The 16406-nt window shown below is 71.6% G+C and carries 15 protein-coding genes; 5 read left to right on the top strand and 10 right to left on the bottom strand.

Going from position 1 to position 16406, the window contains the following annotated elements; translation table 11 throughout:
* Positions 1-336: 336 nt before the first annotated feature.
* Both D3272_RS06200 and D3272_RS06195 read left to right on the top strand, forming a co-directional pair.
* Positions 337-903, top strand: coding sequence for an isochorismatase family protein (locus D3272_RS06200; RefSeq protein WP_129218280.1), 567 nt, complete (start codon positions 337-339; stop codon positions 901-903).
* The gene (locus tag D3272_RS06195) at positions 900-1901 is read left to right on the top strand and encodes a GlxA family transcriptional regulator (RefSeq protein ID WP_129218279.1); all 1002 of its coding nucleotides are present in this window, start codon (positions 900-902) and stop codon (positions 1899-1901) included. Before D3272_RS06200 ends, D3272_RS06195 begins: the two co-directional genes overlap by 4 nt.
* A gap of 4 nt (positions 1902-1905) precedes the next feature.
* On the opposite strand, the gene D3272_RS06190 is transcribed toward D3272_RS06195, so the two are convergent.
* Positions 1906-2262, bottom strand: a complete 357-nt coding sequence (locus D3272_RS06190; RefSeq protein WP_207210136.1) for a DUF952 domain-containing protein — start codon at positions 2260-2262, stop codon at positions 1906-1908.
* A gap of 74 nt (positions 2263-2336) precedes the next feature.
* Here D3272_RS06190 and D3272_RS06185 point away from each other — a divergent pair, with 74 nt between their 5' ends.
* Both D3272_RS06185 and D3272_RS06180 read left to right on the top strand, forming a co-directional pair.
* Positions 2337-3548: an adenylate/guanylate cyclase domain-containing protein gene (locus D3272_RS06185; protein ID WP_129218278.1), complete on the top strand. Its 1212-nt coding sequence runs from the start codon at positions 2337-2339 to the stop codon at positions 3546-3548.
* 122 nt (positions 3549-3670) lie between these two features.
* Positions 3671-4330, top strand: coding sequence for a ParA family protein (locus tag D3272_RS06180; protein WP_129218277.1), 660 nt, complete (start codon positions 3671-3673; stop codon positions 4328-4330).
* Positions 4331-4369: 39 nt separating this feature from the next.
* Here the strand turns inward: D3272_RS06180 and D3272_RS06175 are convergent, their stop codons facing one another.
* The 7 genes from D3272_RS06175 to lptM all read right to left on the bottom strand — a co-directional run bounded on the left by D3272_RS06175 (position 4370) and on the right by lptM (position 14236).
* A complete protein-coding gene (locus D3272_RS06175; protein WP_245496427.1) occupies positions 4370-7471 on the bottom strand; it encodes an efflux RND transporter permease subunit in 3102 nt (1033 codons plus the stop codon).
* 125 nt (positions 7472-7596) lie between these two features.
* A complete protein-coding gene (locus tag D3272_RS06170; RefSeq protein WP_129218275.1) occupies positions 7597-8835 on the bottom strand; it encodes an efflux RND transporter periplasmic adaptor subunit in 1239 nt (412 codons plus the stop codon).
* A 309-nt stretch (positions 8836-9144) separates the two neighbouring features.
* Positions 9145-9576 (bottom strand): hypothetical protein, encoded by a 432-nt coding sequence (locus D3272_RS06165; RefSeq protein WP_129218274.1) that lies wholly within the window; start codon positions 9574-9576, stop codon positions 9145-9147.
* Between the two features lie 107 nt (positions 9577-9683).
* Entirely contained in the window at positions 9684-11177 is a 1494-nt protein-coding gene (locus tag D3272_RS06160) for a S41 family peptidase (protein WP_129218273.1), read from the bottom strand.
* The gene (locus tag D3272_RS06155; protein ID WP_129218272.1) at positions 11174-12517 is read right to left on the bottom strand and encodes a murein hydrolase activator EnvC family protein; all 1344 of its coding nucleotides are present in this window, start codon (positions 12515-12517) and stop codon (positions 11174-11176) included. Before D3272_RS06155 ends, D3272_RS06160 begins: the two co-directional genes overlap by 4 nt.
* Positions 12518-12722: 205 nt before the next feature.
* Entirely contained in the window at positions 12723-13994 is a 1272-nt protein-coding gene (gene lysA / locus D3272_RS06150; RefSeq protein WP_129218271.1) for a diaminopimelate decarboxylase, read from the bottom strand.
* Positions 13995-14005: 11 nt separating this feature from the next.
* Positions 14006-14236, bottom strand: a complete 231-nt coding sequence (lptM, locus tag D3272_RS06145; protein WP_129218270.1) for an LPS translocon maturation chaperone LptM — start codon at positions 14234-14236, stop codon at positions 14006-14008.
* A 190-nt stretch (positions 14237-14426) separates the two neighbouring features.
* Here lptM and D3272_RS06140 point away from each other — a divergent pair, with 190 nt between their 5' ends.
* Positions 14427-15398 (top strand): LysR family transcriptional regulator, encoded by a 972-nt coding sequence (locus D3272_RS06140; protein WP_129218269.1) that lies wholly within the window; start codon positions 14427-14429, stop codon positions 15396-15398.
* Here D3272_RS06140 and D3272_RS06135 read toward each other — a convergent pair.
* Entirely contained in the window at positions 15346-15945 is a 600-nt protein-coding gene (locus D3272_RS06135) for a DUF1190 domain-containing protein (protein ID WP_129218268.1), read from the bottom strand. The two genes, D3272_RS06140 and D3272_RS06135, sit on opposite strands and share 53 nt — an antisense overlap.
* Positions 15942-16400 (bottom strand): DNA polymerase III subunit chi, encoded by a 459-nt coding sequence (locus D3272_RS06130; protein WP_129218267.1) that lies wholly within the window; start codon positions 16398-16400, stop codon positions 15942-15944. The genes D3272_RS06135 and D3272_RS06130 overlap by 4 nt, the downstream gene beginning before the upstream one ends.
* Positions 16401-16406: the final 6 nt, after the last annotated feature.

Raw genomic sequence — 16406 nt, 5'->3', positions numbered from 1 at the left:
CTGGATCTGACCACTAATCTGCCGACGACCTCGCCAACGACCCACTAATCGAAATGGTAATCGCAAGATGAAACCGGCTCTTTCTCCGGACCATGTCGCGTTAAAACTCGATAACCTATCCGACGTCGGAATCTTTATGCTAAAATCCAGCTTGAGAGACTCGGTAAACGAACTGTTCTGGCGTCGTCGGAGGCCGGCCGCGGGACTGCGCTTGTCCTGACGGAGGCGGGCCGATCATGGCGCGATCTGTCCGGCAGCGGTCCGGCCCAGGCCTTTCGCCGCCTTCCGGCAGGCCTAGGATCGCGTCATCGCCCCTCGCCACAACGGTGTCCTGACATGGCCTCCAACGACTGCGCCCTCCTCGTGATCGATGCCCAGGAATCCTTCCGCCACCGTCCCTATTTCTCCGACGCCGATCTCCCTGCCTACTTGTCGCGTCAACAGGCCCTCATCGACGGGGCGATGCGGGCGGGGATGCCGATCGTCCAGGTCTTCCACGTCGAGGACGAGGGGGCCTTCTCGGAAGCCTCCGGGCTCGTCGTCGCGCTGGAGCCGCTCCGCATCCGCCCCGACACGGTCGTCCACAAGCGCCGGCACAGCGCCTTCGTCGGGACGGGGCTGGAAGACTGGTTGGCGGCGTCCCGCATGCGCCGCCTCGTCGTCTCCGGCATCCGCACCGAACAATGCTGCGAGACGACGGCGCGCCATGCGTCCGACCTCGGCTATGCCGTGGACTACGTGGGCGAGGCGACCTTGACGTTCCCCATGACCGACGCTGCCGGCCGCGTCTGGAGCGCCGCCGAGATCCGGGCCCGGACCGAACTCGTCCTGGCCGGTCGCTTCGCCCGGATCGTCACGGTCGACGCCGCCCTCGCCGGGTGGACCGACGTGCCTGCCCCATGAGCGACGCCGCCGCGCGCGAGATCCCCGTCGTCGTCGTGGTGCCGCCCCGCGTGCTGCTTCTGGATCTCGCCGGGCCGCTGGAGGTGCTGCGCAAGGCCAACCTCGACCAGACGCGGGTGCGCTTCCGCATCGGCTATGTCGGCCCCTGCCGGTCCGGAGGGAGCTCCATCGGCCTGTCGCTGGCCGGCATCGCGCCCCTCCCCGACACCCTGCCGGACGGCGCCCTCGTCCTGGTGCCGGGCGCGACGGACCAGCCCTCCGGTGAAGACCACGGCGCGCGGGACGACGACCTGCGCGCCGAGGCCGAGATCGTCGCCTGGCTCACGCGCGCGATCCGCCCGGGCCTGCGCCTGCTGTCCATCTGCTCCGGCGCCCTGCTCTGCGGCCGCGCCGGCCTGCTCGACGACCACGACTGCACGACCCACCACGGGACCGTGGCCGAACTCGCCCGCATCGCTCCCCGCGCCCGCATCCGTGAGAACCGCCTCTTCGTGGAGGACCGCGAGCGCCTGACCAGCGCCGGCATCACGGCGGGGATCGACCTGATGCTGCATCTCGTCGGCCGCGAGGCCGGGCCCGCGACGGCCCTCGCCGTCGCCCGCTACCTCGTCGTCTACCTCCGCCGCGGCGGCGACGACCCGCAGCTGTCTCCCTGGCTGGAAGGCCGCAACCACATCCACCCCGCGATCCACCGGGCCCAGGATGCCGTGGCGGCCGACCCCGCGCGGGACTGGTCGGTCGAGGCGTTGGCCACCCTGGCCCATGCGAGCCCCCGCCACCTGTCGCGGCTGTTCAACGCCCATTCCGGCATGAGCGTCACCGATTACGTCAATCGGATGCGGCTGGCGCTGGCGAGGGACCTCGTCGTCGCGTCGCGGCTGCCGATGGACGGGGTGGCGGACCGCTGCGGCTTCGCCTCGACGCGCCAGTTCCGCCGGGTCTGGAACCGCTTCCACCGGGAGTCGCCGAGCCACATGCGCCGGGCGCGGGGTGGGTGACGCGTCACGCCGCGGCGTCGAAGCCTTCCGGGAAGACATGCGATCCCTCCGGCCCGAGCGGGAGCGGCACGACCCACCGCACGGCCGCGAGGGCGAGGGGCCCGTAGACGTGCGGGAACAGGGCGCCGCCCCGCGAGGGTTCCCAGCGCAGCGCGGGCCCGAGCGCTTCGGCGGCGACGGCGACCAGCACGAGGTCGGCGACGCCGGCGAAATGCCGGGCCGCCGTCTCGCGCGCCTGCCCGGCGGTGGACAGGTGGATGAACCCGTCGGCCTCGTCCACGGGCGCGCCGCGGAACAGGCCGGCGGCCTCGGCGTCGCGCCACAGCGCCGCGGGCACGATCTTGTAGATGAGGCTCGTCACGGGCCCTGCTCCAGACTATCGACGGGATCCTGAGGCGTCCTACCACGGCGCGGGCGCCCCGAGGATGACCAACCATGCAGGACCGGGAAATCGCCGCCATCGCGGGCTGGCTCGTCGAGCGCGGGCTGGCCGGCGCCTCCGAGACCGAGCTGATGCACGGGTTCTGCTCCCGTCTCGGGGAGGTGGGCCTGCCGGTCTCGCGCGCCCTCACGCTCGTCGATACGCTGCACCCCGTCTACGAGGGCCGGGCCTTCCACTGGCGCAACGACGGCGTCGGCGAGACCACGATGGGCGAATACGGGCGGACGAACGTCGGCGAGGCCGCCGAAACCTGGCGGCGCTCGATCTTCCACCACATCGTCGAGACCGGCTGCGGCGACCTGCGGCGGCGCCTCGGCCACGGCGACCCCTGCGACTTCCCCAACCTCGAGGACTTCCGCGGCGACGGCCACGTCGACTACCTCGCGCTGGTGACGCCCTTCGCGCGGGACGGCGCGTTCGGCGAGATGGACTGCGTCTATTCGCACTGGATGACGCGCGAGGCCGCGGGTTTCTCCGACGGCGACGTGGCGGCGCTGCGCCAGCTCCTGCCCGTCCTGGCGCTGGCGCTGAAGAGCGCCTCGCTGGCCCGCATCGCCCGCACGCTGGTCGAGGTGTATCTCGGCCGCGACGCGGGCGCGCGCGTGCTCAGCGGCCGCATCTCGCGCGGCGTCGCCGACAAGATCACGGCGGTCCTGTGGTTCTCGGACCTGCGGGGCTACACCGCCATCTCGGACACGGCGCCTCCGGGCGAGATCATCCCGCTGCTCAACGACTATGCCGAAGCCGTGGTGTCGGCGATCGACGAGGCGGGCGGGGACGTGCTCAAGCTGATCGGCGACGGCATCCTGGCGATCTTCGAGGCCGAGGACCGGGCCGAGGCCTGCCGCTGCGCCCTCGCGGCGGAAGCCGGCCTGAGGCGGCGGCTGGCGGAGTTGAACCTGCGGCGCGCGGCGGAGCGCCGCCCCGTCACCACCGTCTACCTCGGCCTGCACATCGGCACGGTCTTCTACGGCAACATCGGCTCGGAAAGCCGCCTCGACTTCACCGTCGTGGGCCCGGCCGTGAACGAGGTGAGCCGCATCGCCGCCATGTGCCGCTCCGCCGACCGCTCCGTCCTGCTCTCGTCGGACTTCCGCGCCGCCGCGCCGGATGCCGCGCGGCACCACATCGTCTCGGTCGGGCGCTACGCGCTGCGCGGCGTCGGCCGGGCGCAGGAACTGTTCACGCTCGACGAGCGCGCCTGAACCCGCGCGACGCGCCGGACCGGCGGTCCCGGGCCGCGCATGGTTAACACTTCCCTCAACCTCTTCGCCGATCCTGTCCGGCATCGCGGCCCCGTGCCGCTCCCGCGATCGCGAGGTCGGTCATGCGCACCATAGCCCTGGTCACCCAGAAGGGCGGTTCCGGCAAGAGCACGCTGTCGGCGTCCCTCGCCGTCGAGATGCAGGCGCGGGGCGAGACGGTCTTCCTCGTCGACATGGACCCGCAGCGGTCCCTCGCCACCTGGGCCAGGGGGCGGACGGACCGTCGCCTGGCCGGGGCTGCGGTCGGCCCGGGCCAGCTCACCGAGGTCCTCGGCTCCCTCGCCGACCGCGGGGTGACGCTCGCCATCATCGACACGCCCGCCAGCCTTTCGGCGGCGTCCGAAGCCGCCATGCTGGCGGCCGACCTCATCGTCATCCCGGTCCGCCCGACGATCTTCGACATCTGGTCGAGCGAGGCGACCTGGCAGCGCGTCCGCGCCCTCGGCCGGGACTGCGCTTTCGTGCTGAACCAATGTTCCAGCCTGCAGGGCAGCCGGCGCGTCCGCGAGGGGGCCGCGGCGCTCGCCGCCATGGGCGGCCTGCTTCAGCCTCTCATCACGGCCCGGGTGGAGTTTCAGGACGCGATGCAGCGCGGCCTCGGGCCGACGGAACTCGACCCTCACGGGCCCGCCGCGGAGGAGATCAGGCAGCTCTGCGAGTCGATCCGCCGCCGCATGGCCCGCGACCGGTTCCAGGGCCGGTCGGCCCCGATGGCGGCGTGACCCCGCCCGCCCGGCGCGGCGTCGCGCCGGGCGGGCGGGTCACTCGGCGGCCTCGCGATGCGGCACCGGGCGCTCGCGCGGCAGGAGGTCGGGCTCGCCGGCCGCCACGTCGGCATGGTGCAGCCCACCGCCGCCGAGCCATTCCGACAGGCGGTCGAGGTAGATGTAGATGACCGGCGTGGTGAACAGCGTCAGCGCCTGGCTGACGATGAGGCCACCCACCATGGCGTAGCCGAGCGGCTGGCGGATCTCCGAGCCCGTGCCGGTGCCCAGCATCAGCGGGATGCCGCCGAGCAGCGCCGCCATCGTGGTCATCAGGATCGGCCGGAAGCGCAGCAGCGCCGCCTTGCGCACCGCTTCGGCCGCCGGCAGGCCCTCGTCGCGCTCCGCCACGATGGCGAAGTCGACCATCATGATCCCGTTCTTCTTGACGATGCCGATGAGCAGGATGACGCCGATCAGCGCGATGAGGCTGAAGTCGTAGCCCGCCGCCATGAGGATCGCCAGCGCCCCGACGCCGGCCGACGGCAGGGTCGACAGGATGGTGAGCGGGTGGATGAAGCTCTCGTAGAGCATGCCGAGGATGATGTAGACCACGACCAGTGCCGCCACGATCAGCAGCGGCACCGTGCTCAGCGACTGCTGGAAGGCCTGGGCGGTGCCCTGGAACGTCCCCTGGACCGTGGCCGGCAGGTTCAGCTCGGCCTGCGCCTGGGAGATGGCCGCGGTGGCCTGGCTGAGCGCCGAGCCCGGCGCCAGGTTGAACGAGATGGTGACGGCCGGGAACTGGCCCTGGTGGCTGATCGACAGCGGCTGCGTGGGGTCCGTGGTCCAGTGTGCCAGGGCCGAAAGCGGCACGTCGCCGCCCGTCACGGGCGAGTGGATGTAGAGCTTGGTCAGCGAATCGACCTTGCCCTGCAGCTCCGGGAGGATCTCCAGGATGACGTGGTAGCTGTTCACCTGGGTGAAATACTGCGTCACCTGGCGCTGGCCGAAGGCGTCGTAGAGCGTGTCGTCGACGAGCTGGGCCGAGATGCCGTAGCGGGCCGCCTGGTCGCGGTCGATGGTCAGCGTCAGCGTGGTGCCGGCGGACTGCTGGTCGGTGGCGACGTCGCGCAGTTCCGGCAGGGTCTTCAGCTTGGCGAGCAGCCGCGGCGACCAGGTGTTGAGCTCGTCGAAGTTCGGGTCCTGCAGCGTATATTGGAACTCGGTGCGCGACGAGCGGCCGCCGACGCGGATGTCCTGCGCGGCCTGCATGAACAGGGCGGCGCCCTGGACCTTGGCGATCTGCGGCCGCAGGCGGGCGATGATCTGCTGGGCAGAGGCGTCGCGCTCTTCCCGCGGCTTGAGGGTGATGTAGATGCGGGCGTTGTTGGTGGCGCCCGTGCCGCCCGTGGCCATGGCCACCGAGAACACGCCGGGGTCCTTGCGCACGATGGCGCCGAGGTCCTCGACCTTGCGCGACATCTCGGCGAAGGAGATGTCCTGCGAGCCTTCCGCCTGGCCGATGATGAGGCCCGTGTCCTGGCTCGGGAAGAAGCCCTTGGGGATGATGGCGAAGAGATAGACGGTGAGGCCGACGGTGGCGAAGAACACCAGCAGCGTCGCGAAGCGCCAGCGGATGCAGACGTCGAGGCCCCGCGCGTAGCCGTTCAGCATGGCGTCGAACAAGCGCTCGCTCAGCATGTAGAGCCGGCCGTGCTTGGCGTGCTTGTGGTCCTTCATGAACTTGGCCGCCATCATGGGCGTCAGGGTCAGGGACACGAAGGCCGAAACCAGGATCGTCATGGCCAGCGTGATGGAGAACTCGCGGAACAGCCGCCCCACGATGCCGCTCATCAGCAGGAGCGGGATCAGCACGGCGATGAGCGAGATGGAGATCGACAGGATGGTGAAGCCGATCTCGCCCGCGCCCTTCATGGCGGCGTCGAAGGGCTTCATGCCCTCCTCGAGGTGGCGCTCGATGTTCTCCAGCATGACGATGGCATCGTCGACCACGAAGCCGACCGAGATGGTGAGCGCCATCAGGGACAGGTTGTCGAGGCTGTAGCCCGCCACCCACATCAACGCCACCGCGCCGAGCAGCGCGAGCGGCACCGTGATGGACGGGATGATCGTGGCCCACATGTTGCGCAGGAACACGAAGATCACCATCACGACGAGCCCGATGGTGAGGGCCAGCGTGAACTGCACGTCGTCGACGGAGGCGCGGATCGTCGTCGTCCGGTCGGACAGGATCCCGATCTGGATGCCGGCCGGGATGGAGGCCTGCAGGCGGGGCAGCTCGTGCTTGATCTTGTCGACGATGTCGATGACGTTCGCGCCGGGCTGCTTGAAGATGATGAGGAAGACGCCGCGCTTGCCGTTGGCCCAGGCCGCTTCCTTGGCGTTCTCGGCCGCCGGCACCGCCGTGCCGATGTCGCTGATCCGCACGGGACCGCCGTTGCGGTAGGCGACGATGGTGTTGTCCCAGCTCTTGGCGTCGAGCAGCTGGTCGTTGGCATAGATGGTGAAGGACTGGCGCGCGCCGTCGATGTTGCCCTTGGCGGAATTGACGGTGGTGACGGACAGGACGTTACGCACGTCCTCGAGCGACAGCCCCTTGGTGACGAGCTTGGCGGGGTCGATCTGCACCCGGATCGACGGCTTCTGCTCGCCGCCGATGGACACCTGCGAGACGCCGGCGATCTGGCTGATCTGCTGGGCGATCTTGGTGTCGGCGTTGTCGTCCACAACCGTCAGCGGCAGGATGTCGGACGTCGCCGACAGCAGCATGATTGGCGAGTCGGCCGGGTTGACCTTGCGCCAGGTGGGCGGGCTCGGCAGGTTCTTGGGCAATTGCCCCGAGGCCGCGTTGATGGCGGCCTGCACGTCGTTGGCGGCGCCGTCGATGTTGCGGTCGAGGTCGAACTGGATGGTGATGGCGGAGGAGCCGAGCGAGGACGTCGAGGTGAGCTGCGACACGCCGGGGATTTGGGCGAACTGACGCTCGAGCGGCTGCGCCACGGAGGAGGCCATCGTGTCCGGGCTGCCGCCCGGCAGGCTCGCCGACACCTGGATGGTCGGGAAGTCGACCTGAGGCAGCGGCGCGACCGGCAGGAGCGGATAGGCGACGAGGCCGACGCAGAACACAGCCAGCATCAACAGCGTCGTGGCGATCGGGTGCCTGATGAAGGGGGCCGAGATTCCGCCGCTGATGGGCGCCGCGGGGGCGGGCGGCTCGCGGGTGGCACCGGGAGCGGTCACGCGGGTGTCGCCGCTCATGCTCAGGAATCCCGTTGCGCGGTCTGGGCGGCGGCGTCGGGCACCACGCGAACGGGCGTCTTGGCCTGCAGCCGGTACTGGCCCGCCGTCACCACCTTCTCGCCGCCCTTGATGCCTTCGGCCACCACTGCCGTGCTGTCGTCCGACAGGCTGACCTTGATGCGGCGGATCTCGACCTTGCTGTCGGGACCGATCACGAAGGCGTAGAGCCCGTCCGGCCCGTGCTGCACGGCCGAGAACGGCACCAGCACGACGCCCTTCAACGTCTTGACCTTGAGGCGCGTCGACACCGACAGGCCGGGCCAGAGCTTGTGGTCGGTGTTGGCGAAGGTGCCCTTCAGCCGGATGGTGCCGCTCGACGTGTCGATCTCGTTGTTGAACGTCTCGAGCATGCCGTCGGCGAGCGGCTTCGAGCCGTCCGAGGACAGCGCGCCGACGTCGAGCGGTCCCGCCTTGCGGCCTTCGGTGATGTCGGTCAGCGCATTCTCGGGCTCGGTGAAGACGACCGAGATCGGCTCGATCTGGGCGATCGAGACGATGCCGGTGGCGCTCGACGCGTTGACGATATTGCCCTGGTCGACGAGGCGGAAGCCGACCCGCCCCGTGATCGGCGCCTTGATGGTGGCATAGCCGAGCTGCACCGAGGCGTTCTCGATGGCGGCATCGTCGGAGGCGACCTGCGCGGTCAGCTGCGCCACCGATGCCGTCTGGGTGTCGAGCGTCTGCCGCGTCACGTAGTTGTTGCCGATCAGGGACTGCGATCGGGCGAGGTCCCGCTTGGTATTGTCGAGGTTGGCAGCATCCTGCTGCTTCTTGGCCTTGGCCTGGTCGAGCGCGGCCTGGTAGGGCCGCGGGTCGATCTGCACGAGGAGGTCGCCCTGGTGGACGATCTGCCCCTCGTTGAAGTTGATGGTCATCACCTGCCCGTCGACGCGGCTGCGGACCAGGACGGTGTTGTAGGGCTGGACGGTGCCCAGGCTGGTGAGGATCTGCGGGAAATCGCCGATGCGGGCGTCGACGGCGCTCACCGGCACGGCGGGAGCCTCCTTGGGGGCCGCCTTCGCCACCTCGTGCCGCGGCCCGACCCGGTCCATGGCGGCCTGGGCCACCGGGCCGAGGCGCGCCAGGGCGGGCTCGACATAGGGCCGGACCCTGTCCCACGCGACGGCCATGCCGACGCCGACGCAGGCCACGGCGATCAGGACAAGGCGCAGGGCGGTGCGCCGCGGGCGCTCGGACATGGGCTTTCCTCAGCAACGGCGTGGACGTCGACGGCGGCAGCCCGATCGGCCCGCCGCTCCTCCGCGGCCCCATGGGGCCTGGCAGGACCGGTGGCGCCCGGGAAGGGGTGGATCGTCCCGCCCGGTCGCGGCCACCACCGGTCCGCACGGCGCGAGCCGCCGTCACGGGGCTCGGCGATCCTTCTCGTCATCATAGGTAGGGCGGGCGCGACGCGGCATCGAGTAAAAACTTGTTCATGCGCCGGGAACAACTCACGGCGGACCGCCATGCGCCCAGAGCAGACCGCCCGCCGGCGGGCGGCGCCTCAATCAGCGGTTCGCGGCCGGCACCCCGAACGTGGTGGGGGGCGGCACTGGGATCGATTGGCCGGAGACCGGCGGGCCGCGATCGCGCCTCGGCCGGATGATCCGAACGCCGTTCTGGATCTCGACGTCCTGGTCGGCGATGTCGGGGAAGCCGGGCGGCAGCGCGACCGGCGGCACGGCGGCGGGCGGGACAGCAGCGGGCGGCGGCGGGGCGGGCGGCGGCGGGGCGGGCGGCGGCGCGATGCGCTCGATCGGCGAGACGGCCCGGGGGCGGCCCCGGTCGCCGTCGTCGCGCAGCCAGGCGACCCCGATCAGGGCCGCCACGCCGAGGGCGGCCAGGAGCGCCACGGCGAGCGGTGGTGACAGGATCGGGACGGAGCGGGCGGGCTCGGCGCGGTTCACCCCCAGCGGGTCGAAGAGTCCGTCGCCCGCCATCCGATCTCCCGTCGGTATGGCCGTGGCCCGGAAGGCTCCGGGCCGCGGCTGCAAGAGGTGTCGTGAAGGGATCCGGACCCGGGCCGGAAACGCCGGCCCGGTCCCGGTCAGTTCTTCGGCGCGTCGGTCTTGGGCATGTCCGGCTTGGGCATGTCCGGCTTGGGCATATCGGCCTTCGGCGCGTCGGTCTTGGGCGCGTCGCCCTTGGGGGCCTCGACCTTGGGGGCCTCGACCTTGGCGGCTTCGCTCTGTGCCGAACCCGGCTTGGTCATGGCGGCGGCCTTGGCGGCGTCCTCCGCCGTCGATGCTTTGGTGGTGACGCCGCGCAGCAGGTTCAGGGCCGCGATCAGCTGCTTGTCGTTCTTGGCGTCCGGCGGCACATAGGCCTGCGAACCCTGCTTCTCGTCAGAGGTGGCGCCGTTCATCAGGTGCCCCTTGAGCGACGCCTCGCCCTTCGTGTCGTCCTTGCCCTTGAGGTCGTCCGGCACGTCCTCGAGCACCACCTGCTCGGGCTCGATCCCCTTGGCCTGGATGGACCGGCCGGAGGGCGTGTAGTAGCGCGCCGTGGTCAGGCGCAGGGCGCCGTTCTGGCCGAGCGGGATGATGGTCTGCACCGAGCCCTTGCCGAAGGAGCGCGTGCCCATGATGGTGGCGCGCTTGTGGTCCTGGAGGGCGCCGGCGACGATCTCGGAGGCCGAGGCGGAGCCGCCGTTGATCAGCACCACCATGGGCTTGCCGTGGCTGAGGTCGTAGCCCGGCCGGGCGTTGTAGCGCTGCGTCTCGTCGGCGTTGCGGCCGCGCGTCGACACGATCTCGCCGTGGTCGATGAAGGCGTTCGATACCTCGATCGACTGGTCGAGCAGCCCGCCCGGGTTGTTGCGCAGGTCGACGATGTAGCCCTTGAACTTGTCGTTCGGGATGTCCGTCGCGAACTTGGCCATGGCCTGCTTCAGGCCGTCGAACGTCTGCTCGTTGAACTGGGTGATGCGGATGTAGCCGACATCGTCCTTCTGCTCGAACTTCACCGACTTGATGGTGATGACGGCACGGTTCAACTTGTAGTCCGTGCCGTCCTTGTCCTTGCCGCGGACGATCTTCAGCGTCACCGGGGTACCGACGGCGCCGCGCATCTTGTCGACGGCCTGGTTCAGCGTCATGCCCGAGACGGCGTCGCCGTCGATCGCCGTGATGAGGTCGCCCGACAGGATGCCGGCCTTGGATGCGGGCGTGTCGTCGATCGGCGTGACGACCTTGATGCTGCCGTCCTCCTGGCTGACCTCGATGCCGAGGCCGCCGAACTCGCCGCGCGTCTGCACCTGCATGTCGCGGTAGGCCTTGGCGTCCATGTAGCTCGAATGGGGATCGAGCGAGGTCAGCATGCCGTTGATGGCCGCCTCGACCAGCTTCCCCTCGTCGGGCTTCTCGACATAGTCGGTGCGGATCTTCTCGAACACGTCACCGAACAGGTTCAGGTTGCGGTACGTGTCGGAATTGGCGGCCTGGGCCGGGCTCCCCGACAGGAGCGTCGTCTGGAGGGCGACCGTCGCAGCCGTCGCGCCGAGCGCCGCGCCCGCCACGACCATGGAAACCTTGCGCATCATCCGCGGACCTTTTCCAACTCGGCTTTCGCCCACCATGGGCTCGGGTCGATCGCCGCCCCGTCTTTTCGGAACTCAACATAAAGAACGGGCTGGGCCGCGCCAAGGGCGATCGCCGCTGCCGTCTTCACCGATCCGTCCCCCATGGTGCCGAGCGGCTCCCCCATGAGGACGAACTGCCCCGGCACCACGTCGACCCGGACCAGGCCGGCGAGGACGATGTAGTAGCCGTCGCCGGCGTTGAGGATGAGGAGCTGGCCGTAGGAGCGGTAGGCTCCGGCGAAGGCCACCCAGCCGTCCGCCGGCGCCGTCACCAGGGCGCCGGGCCGCGTCGCCAGGGTGAGGCCCCGCTCCTGGCCACCGTAGCTGTCCGCGGCGCCGAAGCTCTTGATGGCGCGGCCGGCGACCGGCAGCGGCAAATGGCCCCTGCTGTCGCCGAAGGCCACGGCGGGGGCGAGGCGCGCGGGATCGTGCGATGCCGCCGCAGCCTTGGCCTCGACGCCGGCGGCATCGGCGACCGCGGCGCTCCGCCGCGCCGCATCGGCGGCCCGCGCGGCATCGGCGGCGCGCCGCGCGGCGGCGACGTCGCTTTCGAGCCGGGACACGAGGTCCTTCAGGCTCGTGGCCTGGCGGGCGAGTTCGGCCGAGCGCTGGCTGTCCTGGTCCAGCGTCCCCTCGGCGGCCGTCTGGGCGGCCTGCCGCGCCGCCACGAGGGCGGCGAGGCGCGTGCGCTCGGCGCCGAGCGACGCCACCTCGCCGGCGAGGGCGTCGCGCTGGTCCACGATGGCGGCCCGGAGCCGGGTCAGTTCGGCGAGGTCGGACGCCAGCGACTCGGCGGCGGCGCGCATGCCCGGCACGGCCGCGCCCAGCACCATGGAGGTGCGGATGGCGCGCAGCACGTCGGCCGGGTTGGCGAGCAGGGCCGGAAGAGGATGCAGGCCCATGCGTTCCAGCGCCGCCAGGATCTCGGCGATGGCGGCCCGGCGCGACAGCAGCGACCCCCGGATGGCGTCGGCGCTGCCGGTGAGGAGGTCGAGCCGCGTCTCGGTGTCCGATGCTTTGGCTTCGGCGGCGCGGACGCGGGCCGTGGTGTCGATCAGGGCGGCGTTGAGGCGGACCCGGTCGGCCCTGATCGTTTCGACGAGGTCCTCGGCCCGGCGCCGGTCGGCTTCCGCTGCGGCGGCGGCGGCGCTGGCGGCGTCGAGGTCGTGGCGCCGCGCCGCCAGGGCGTCGTCGGCCGGTGCGGCGCCCTCCGCGGCCCGGGCCGGCAGGCCGGCGCATCCCGCGACGCAGAGCGACGCGAGAACCAGTGCCCGCCATCCCGTTCCCGAAGCCGCTCGCATCGTGGCCTTCCGCGGCGGTCCCGACGCCGCCGACGCCAGGACGCTAGGACGGCGTCGAGTCGCCATTGTGGCGGATGCATTGCGCCCTGGCGTCGCGCCGGCGCCGCCGCGTCGAACTCCGTGGCTCCACCGAACCTGTGCCGGCACGGCCTCCGGAAATGCCGCCCTCTCGGTTCCCAGGGAAAGCGGTTGTGCTTCGCAGAGTTCAAGCCAGCCAGTCGGGGACCCGGTCGAGCCCGATGAGGTCGTCGTAGCCGGTCCGCGGGCGGATCACGGCGAACCGGTCCCCGTCCACCATCACCTCGGGGACCAGCAGGCGGGAATTGTAGGTGCCGGCCTGGACGGCGCCGTAGGCGCCCGCCGACTTCACGGCGAGGAGGTCGCCGGCCACGACGGCCGGGAAGAGGCGCGCCCGGGCCAGGTAGTCGCCCGTTTCGCAGACCGGCCCGACGATGTCGGCCGGCTCGTCCGGCTCGCCCGGCCGGGGTTCCCGCACCGGCACGATGTCGTGATGCGCCTCGTAGAGGGTCGGGCGGATCAGGTCGTTCATGGCGGCGTCCACCACCACGAAGCGCTTGTCGCCCCCCTGCTTGACCAGGATGACGCCCGCCACCAGCACGCCGGCATTGCCCACGAGGTAGCGGCCCGGCTCCAGCACCACCGTGACGCCGGCGCCGGCGAAATGCGCCTTCGCCAGGGCCGCGTAGCGCTCGGGCCCGAAGGCTTCCGCGTCCTGGCCCGCGCGGTAGGGGATGCCGAGGCCGCCCCCGAGATCGACGTGGTTGATGGCGTGTCCCTCGGCCCGCAGCATCGCCAGCGTGTCGGCCATGACGGCGAAGGTGCGGTCGAAGGGGCCGAGGTCGGTGATCTGGGAGCCGATGTGCATGTCGATGCCGGTGACGGCGATGCCGGGCAGGCGCGCCGCCTCGGCATAGACGTCGCGGGCGCGCCCGATCGGGATGCCGAACTTGTTCTCCGCCCTGCCCGTCGAGATCTTGGCGTGGGTGCCGGCGTCGATGTCCGGGTTGAGCCGCAGGGCGATCCGGGCGACCGTGCCCTTGGCGGCCGCGATCCGCGACAGCGTCAGCAGTTCGGGCTCCGATTCGACGTTGAAGCCGTGGATGTCCTCGTCGAGCGCCAGCGCCAGTTCGCCCTCGGTCTTGCCGACGCCCGAGAAGGTGATGCGGCGGCCCGGCACGCCGGCGGCGCGGGCACGGCGCAGTTCGCCGCCCGACACCACGTCCATGCCGGCGCCCAGCCCGGCGAAGAGCCGCAGCACCGCCTGGTTGGAATTGGCCTTCATGGCGTAGCAGACCATGCTGGGCAGCGGCGCGAAGGCGTCGGCGAAGCCGCGGTACTGCGCCTCCATGGCGGCGCGGGAATAGCAGTAGAACGGGGTGCCGACGGCGGCGGCGATCTCGGCCAGGGCCACGCCTTCGGCGTGGAGGGCACCGTCGCGGTAGGGGAAGGGCGTCACGGCGAGGTCTTCTACAGGATGGGGTCGAGCACGAAGGGCTGGTTCGGGGCGCGGATCGCCGGGTTGGGCACCCGCTTGTGGATGCCCGATTTCGAGTCCTTCGCCTTCTGGGCCGCCGCGATCGATTCGGGCGTCGGCGGGGGCTCGAGGCGGCCGCGCCGGCCGCATCCCGCCAGGGCCACGCCGACGGCCAGCACCAGGACGAGGGCCCGAACGGCCGGAATGGGACTGGGACGCGCCAAGATCATCTCCGAAGGAACGCGGGCACTCGCGCGTGGCAGGCTGTCGCCGACACGCGCCGATCGACCGTGCGAGCCTGCTCGCAGGCCTGCCACACATAGCGACCTTCACGGCAGAAAGCTTTAAGGTTCGGGCGTGGTGCGGCCGCGCCGCGCCGATACTTCGCCCCTGCGCCGAGGATGTCACGCCCGCATGCCCGCCCTGGGGTCCCCGTCCCTCGACCAGCTCCGCACCTTTCTCGCCGTGGCGCGGGACGGGAGCTTCTCCGCCGCGGCCCGCTCGCTCAACCGCACGCAGTCGGTCGTCAGCTACACGATCGCCAACCTCGAGGAACAGCTCGGCGGCCTGACGCTCTTCGACCGCACGGGCCGCCGCCCCGTCCTCACCGAGGCCGGGATCACGCTGCTGGCCGAGGCCCGCAAGGTGTCGCTCGGCGTGGACGGCCTGCGGGCCCGGGCGGCGGGCCTGCTGGCCGGGCTCGAGCCGGAGCTGACGGTGGTGGTGGACGTCATGCTGCCGACCGCGACGCTGGTCGCCGTCCTGGTCGCCTTCCGGGCGACCTTCCCGACCGTGACGCTGCGGCTGTCGGTCGAGGCGCTCGGGGCCGTCGCCAAGCTGGTGCTCGACGGCACCTGCGCGGTGGGGGTCAGCGGGCCGCTGGCGCGCGCCCTCGTGGGGCTGAGCCAGCGGCAGGTCGCCGGGGTGCGGATGATCCCGGTCGCGGCGCCGGCCCACCCTCTCGGGAGCTGGCGCGGCCCCATCCCGCTCTCCGCGCTGCGCGACCATGTCCAGCTGGTGCTGACCGACCGCTCCGACCTGACCGAGGGGCAGGACTTCAACGTCCTGTCCCCCGAAACCTGGCGGCTCGGGGACCTCGGCGCCAAACACGCCCTGCTGCTCGCCGGCCTGGGCTGGGGCAGCATGCCGGAGCCCATGCTGGGGGACGATGTCGCGGCGGGGCGCCTCGTCGCCCTCGACATCGACGGGCGCGGCCCGGAGGACTACCGGATCTTCGCCGTCCACCGCACCGAAGCCCCGCCCGGCCCGGCCGGGCGCTGGTTCACCGAGCGGCTCGCCGCCGAAGCACAGGGCGGGCGCCCGGCGGCGGGCGTCAGGGCTTCGGCAGGTTCCGGGGCTGGAAGCGGGCCGGCGCCGGATAGGTGAGGACGCCGTCCTCCAGCTTGAAGCCCGATCCGGGCGGCGGCGGCGCAGGCGCCCGCTCCGCCACGGCCGGCGTCGGGCCCGGCCGCCCCGCGGCACGCGGGGCGGAGCGCTGCGGCGGGACCGGGATGGAGGCGCCGCGGATCACGAGGGGGGCGGCCGTCTCGTCGAGCGGGCGGGCGGCGAAGCGCACGGCGCGTCCCGTGCTGCCGGGCGACGGCGTGACGCTGTGCTCGGTCGGCGTATCGACGATATCGACGCCGTCCCAGCGCGGCCGGTAGCTCGCCGCCCCCGCGGCGCCGGGCGGCCAGGCCATGCAGGCGGCGTAGCGCCGGACGCACAGGGCCGCACTCGGGAAGGACGGGGTCTTGCCCTCGTATTCGGCCCGCGCGTTGGCGAAGGCGGTGTGGCAGACGGCGGGCGCGAGCGTGCGGGCCGCCACGCAATCGGCCTCGGTGTCGTAGGAGGCGAAGCGGCTGGGTCCGGCCGCTTCGGCGCCCCCGGCGAGCAGCATCCCCGCCACCGCGAGCCCCGCCGCCCCCCGACTCACCCGCGCTTTTCCCACCGGCCGTCCTCGTTCTGCTGCCAATAGGCTACGTCGTGGCCGGCCTTTTTCAAGGCGGACCACTGCAGCCGGGCGCCGGCCCGCTCCTCGGCGTCGTTGCCGTCGAACATGAGCACGACCCGCTCGTAGGGTCCGGCCTCGAGCGCCGCGACGACATCGGTGCCGTCCACCATGAAGCGGATGGCGGCGCCGTTCGGGTTGTCGGAGCCGGTCGTCAACACGATGGGCTGGAGCGCGGCGTCGCCGTCGCGCACCGTGCCGTGGGCCAGGAAGCTCGCCTCGTCGTAGGTCCAGAGCGCCTGGTCGAGCGCGTCCATCCGCTCGGTGCTGGCCGCCTGGACGGCGGCGCGCCAGCCCCGCTGCACCGATTTCTCGAGCAGCGCCGGCAGCGCCCGGTCCAGCGGCCAGCGGTCGAGATGGTAGAACCACACCTCGGCCACGGCCGC

The organism is Lichenibacterium ramalinae (assembly GCF_004137085.1).
GTDB lineage: Bacteria > Pseudomonadota > Alphaproteobacteria > Rhizobiales > Beijerinckiaceae > Lichenihabitans > Lichenihabitans ramalinae.
Note: the sequence above shows the minus strand (reverse complement) of the source record. Positions and strands in the feature narration are given on the sequence as shown.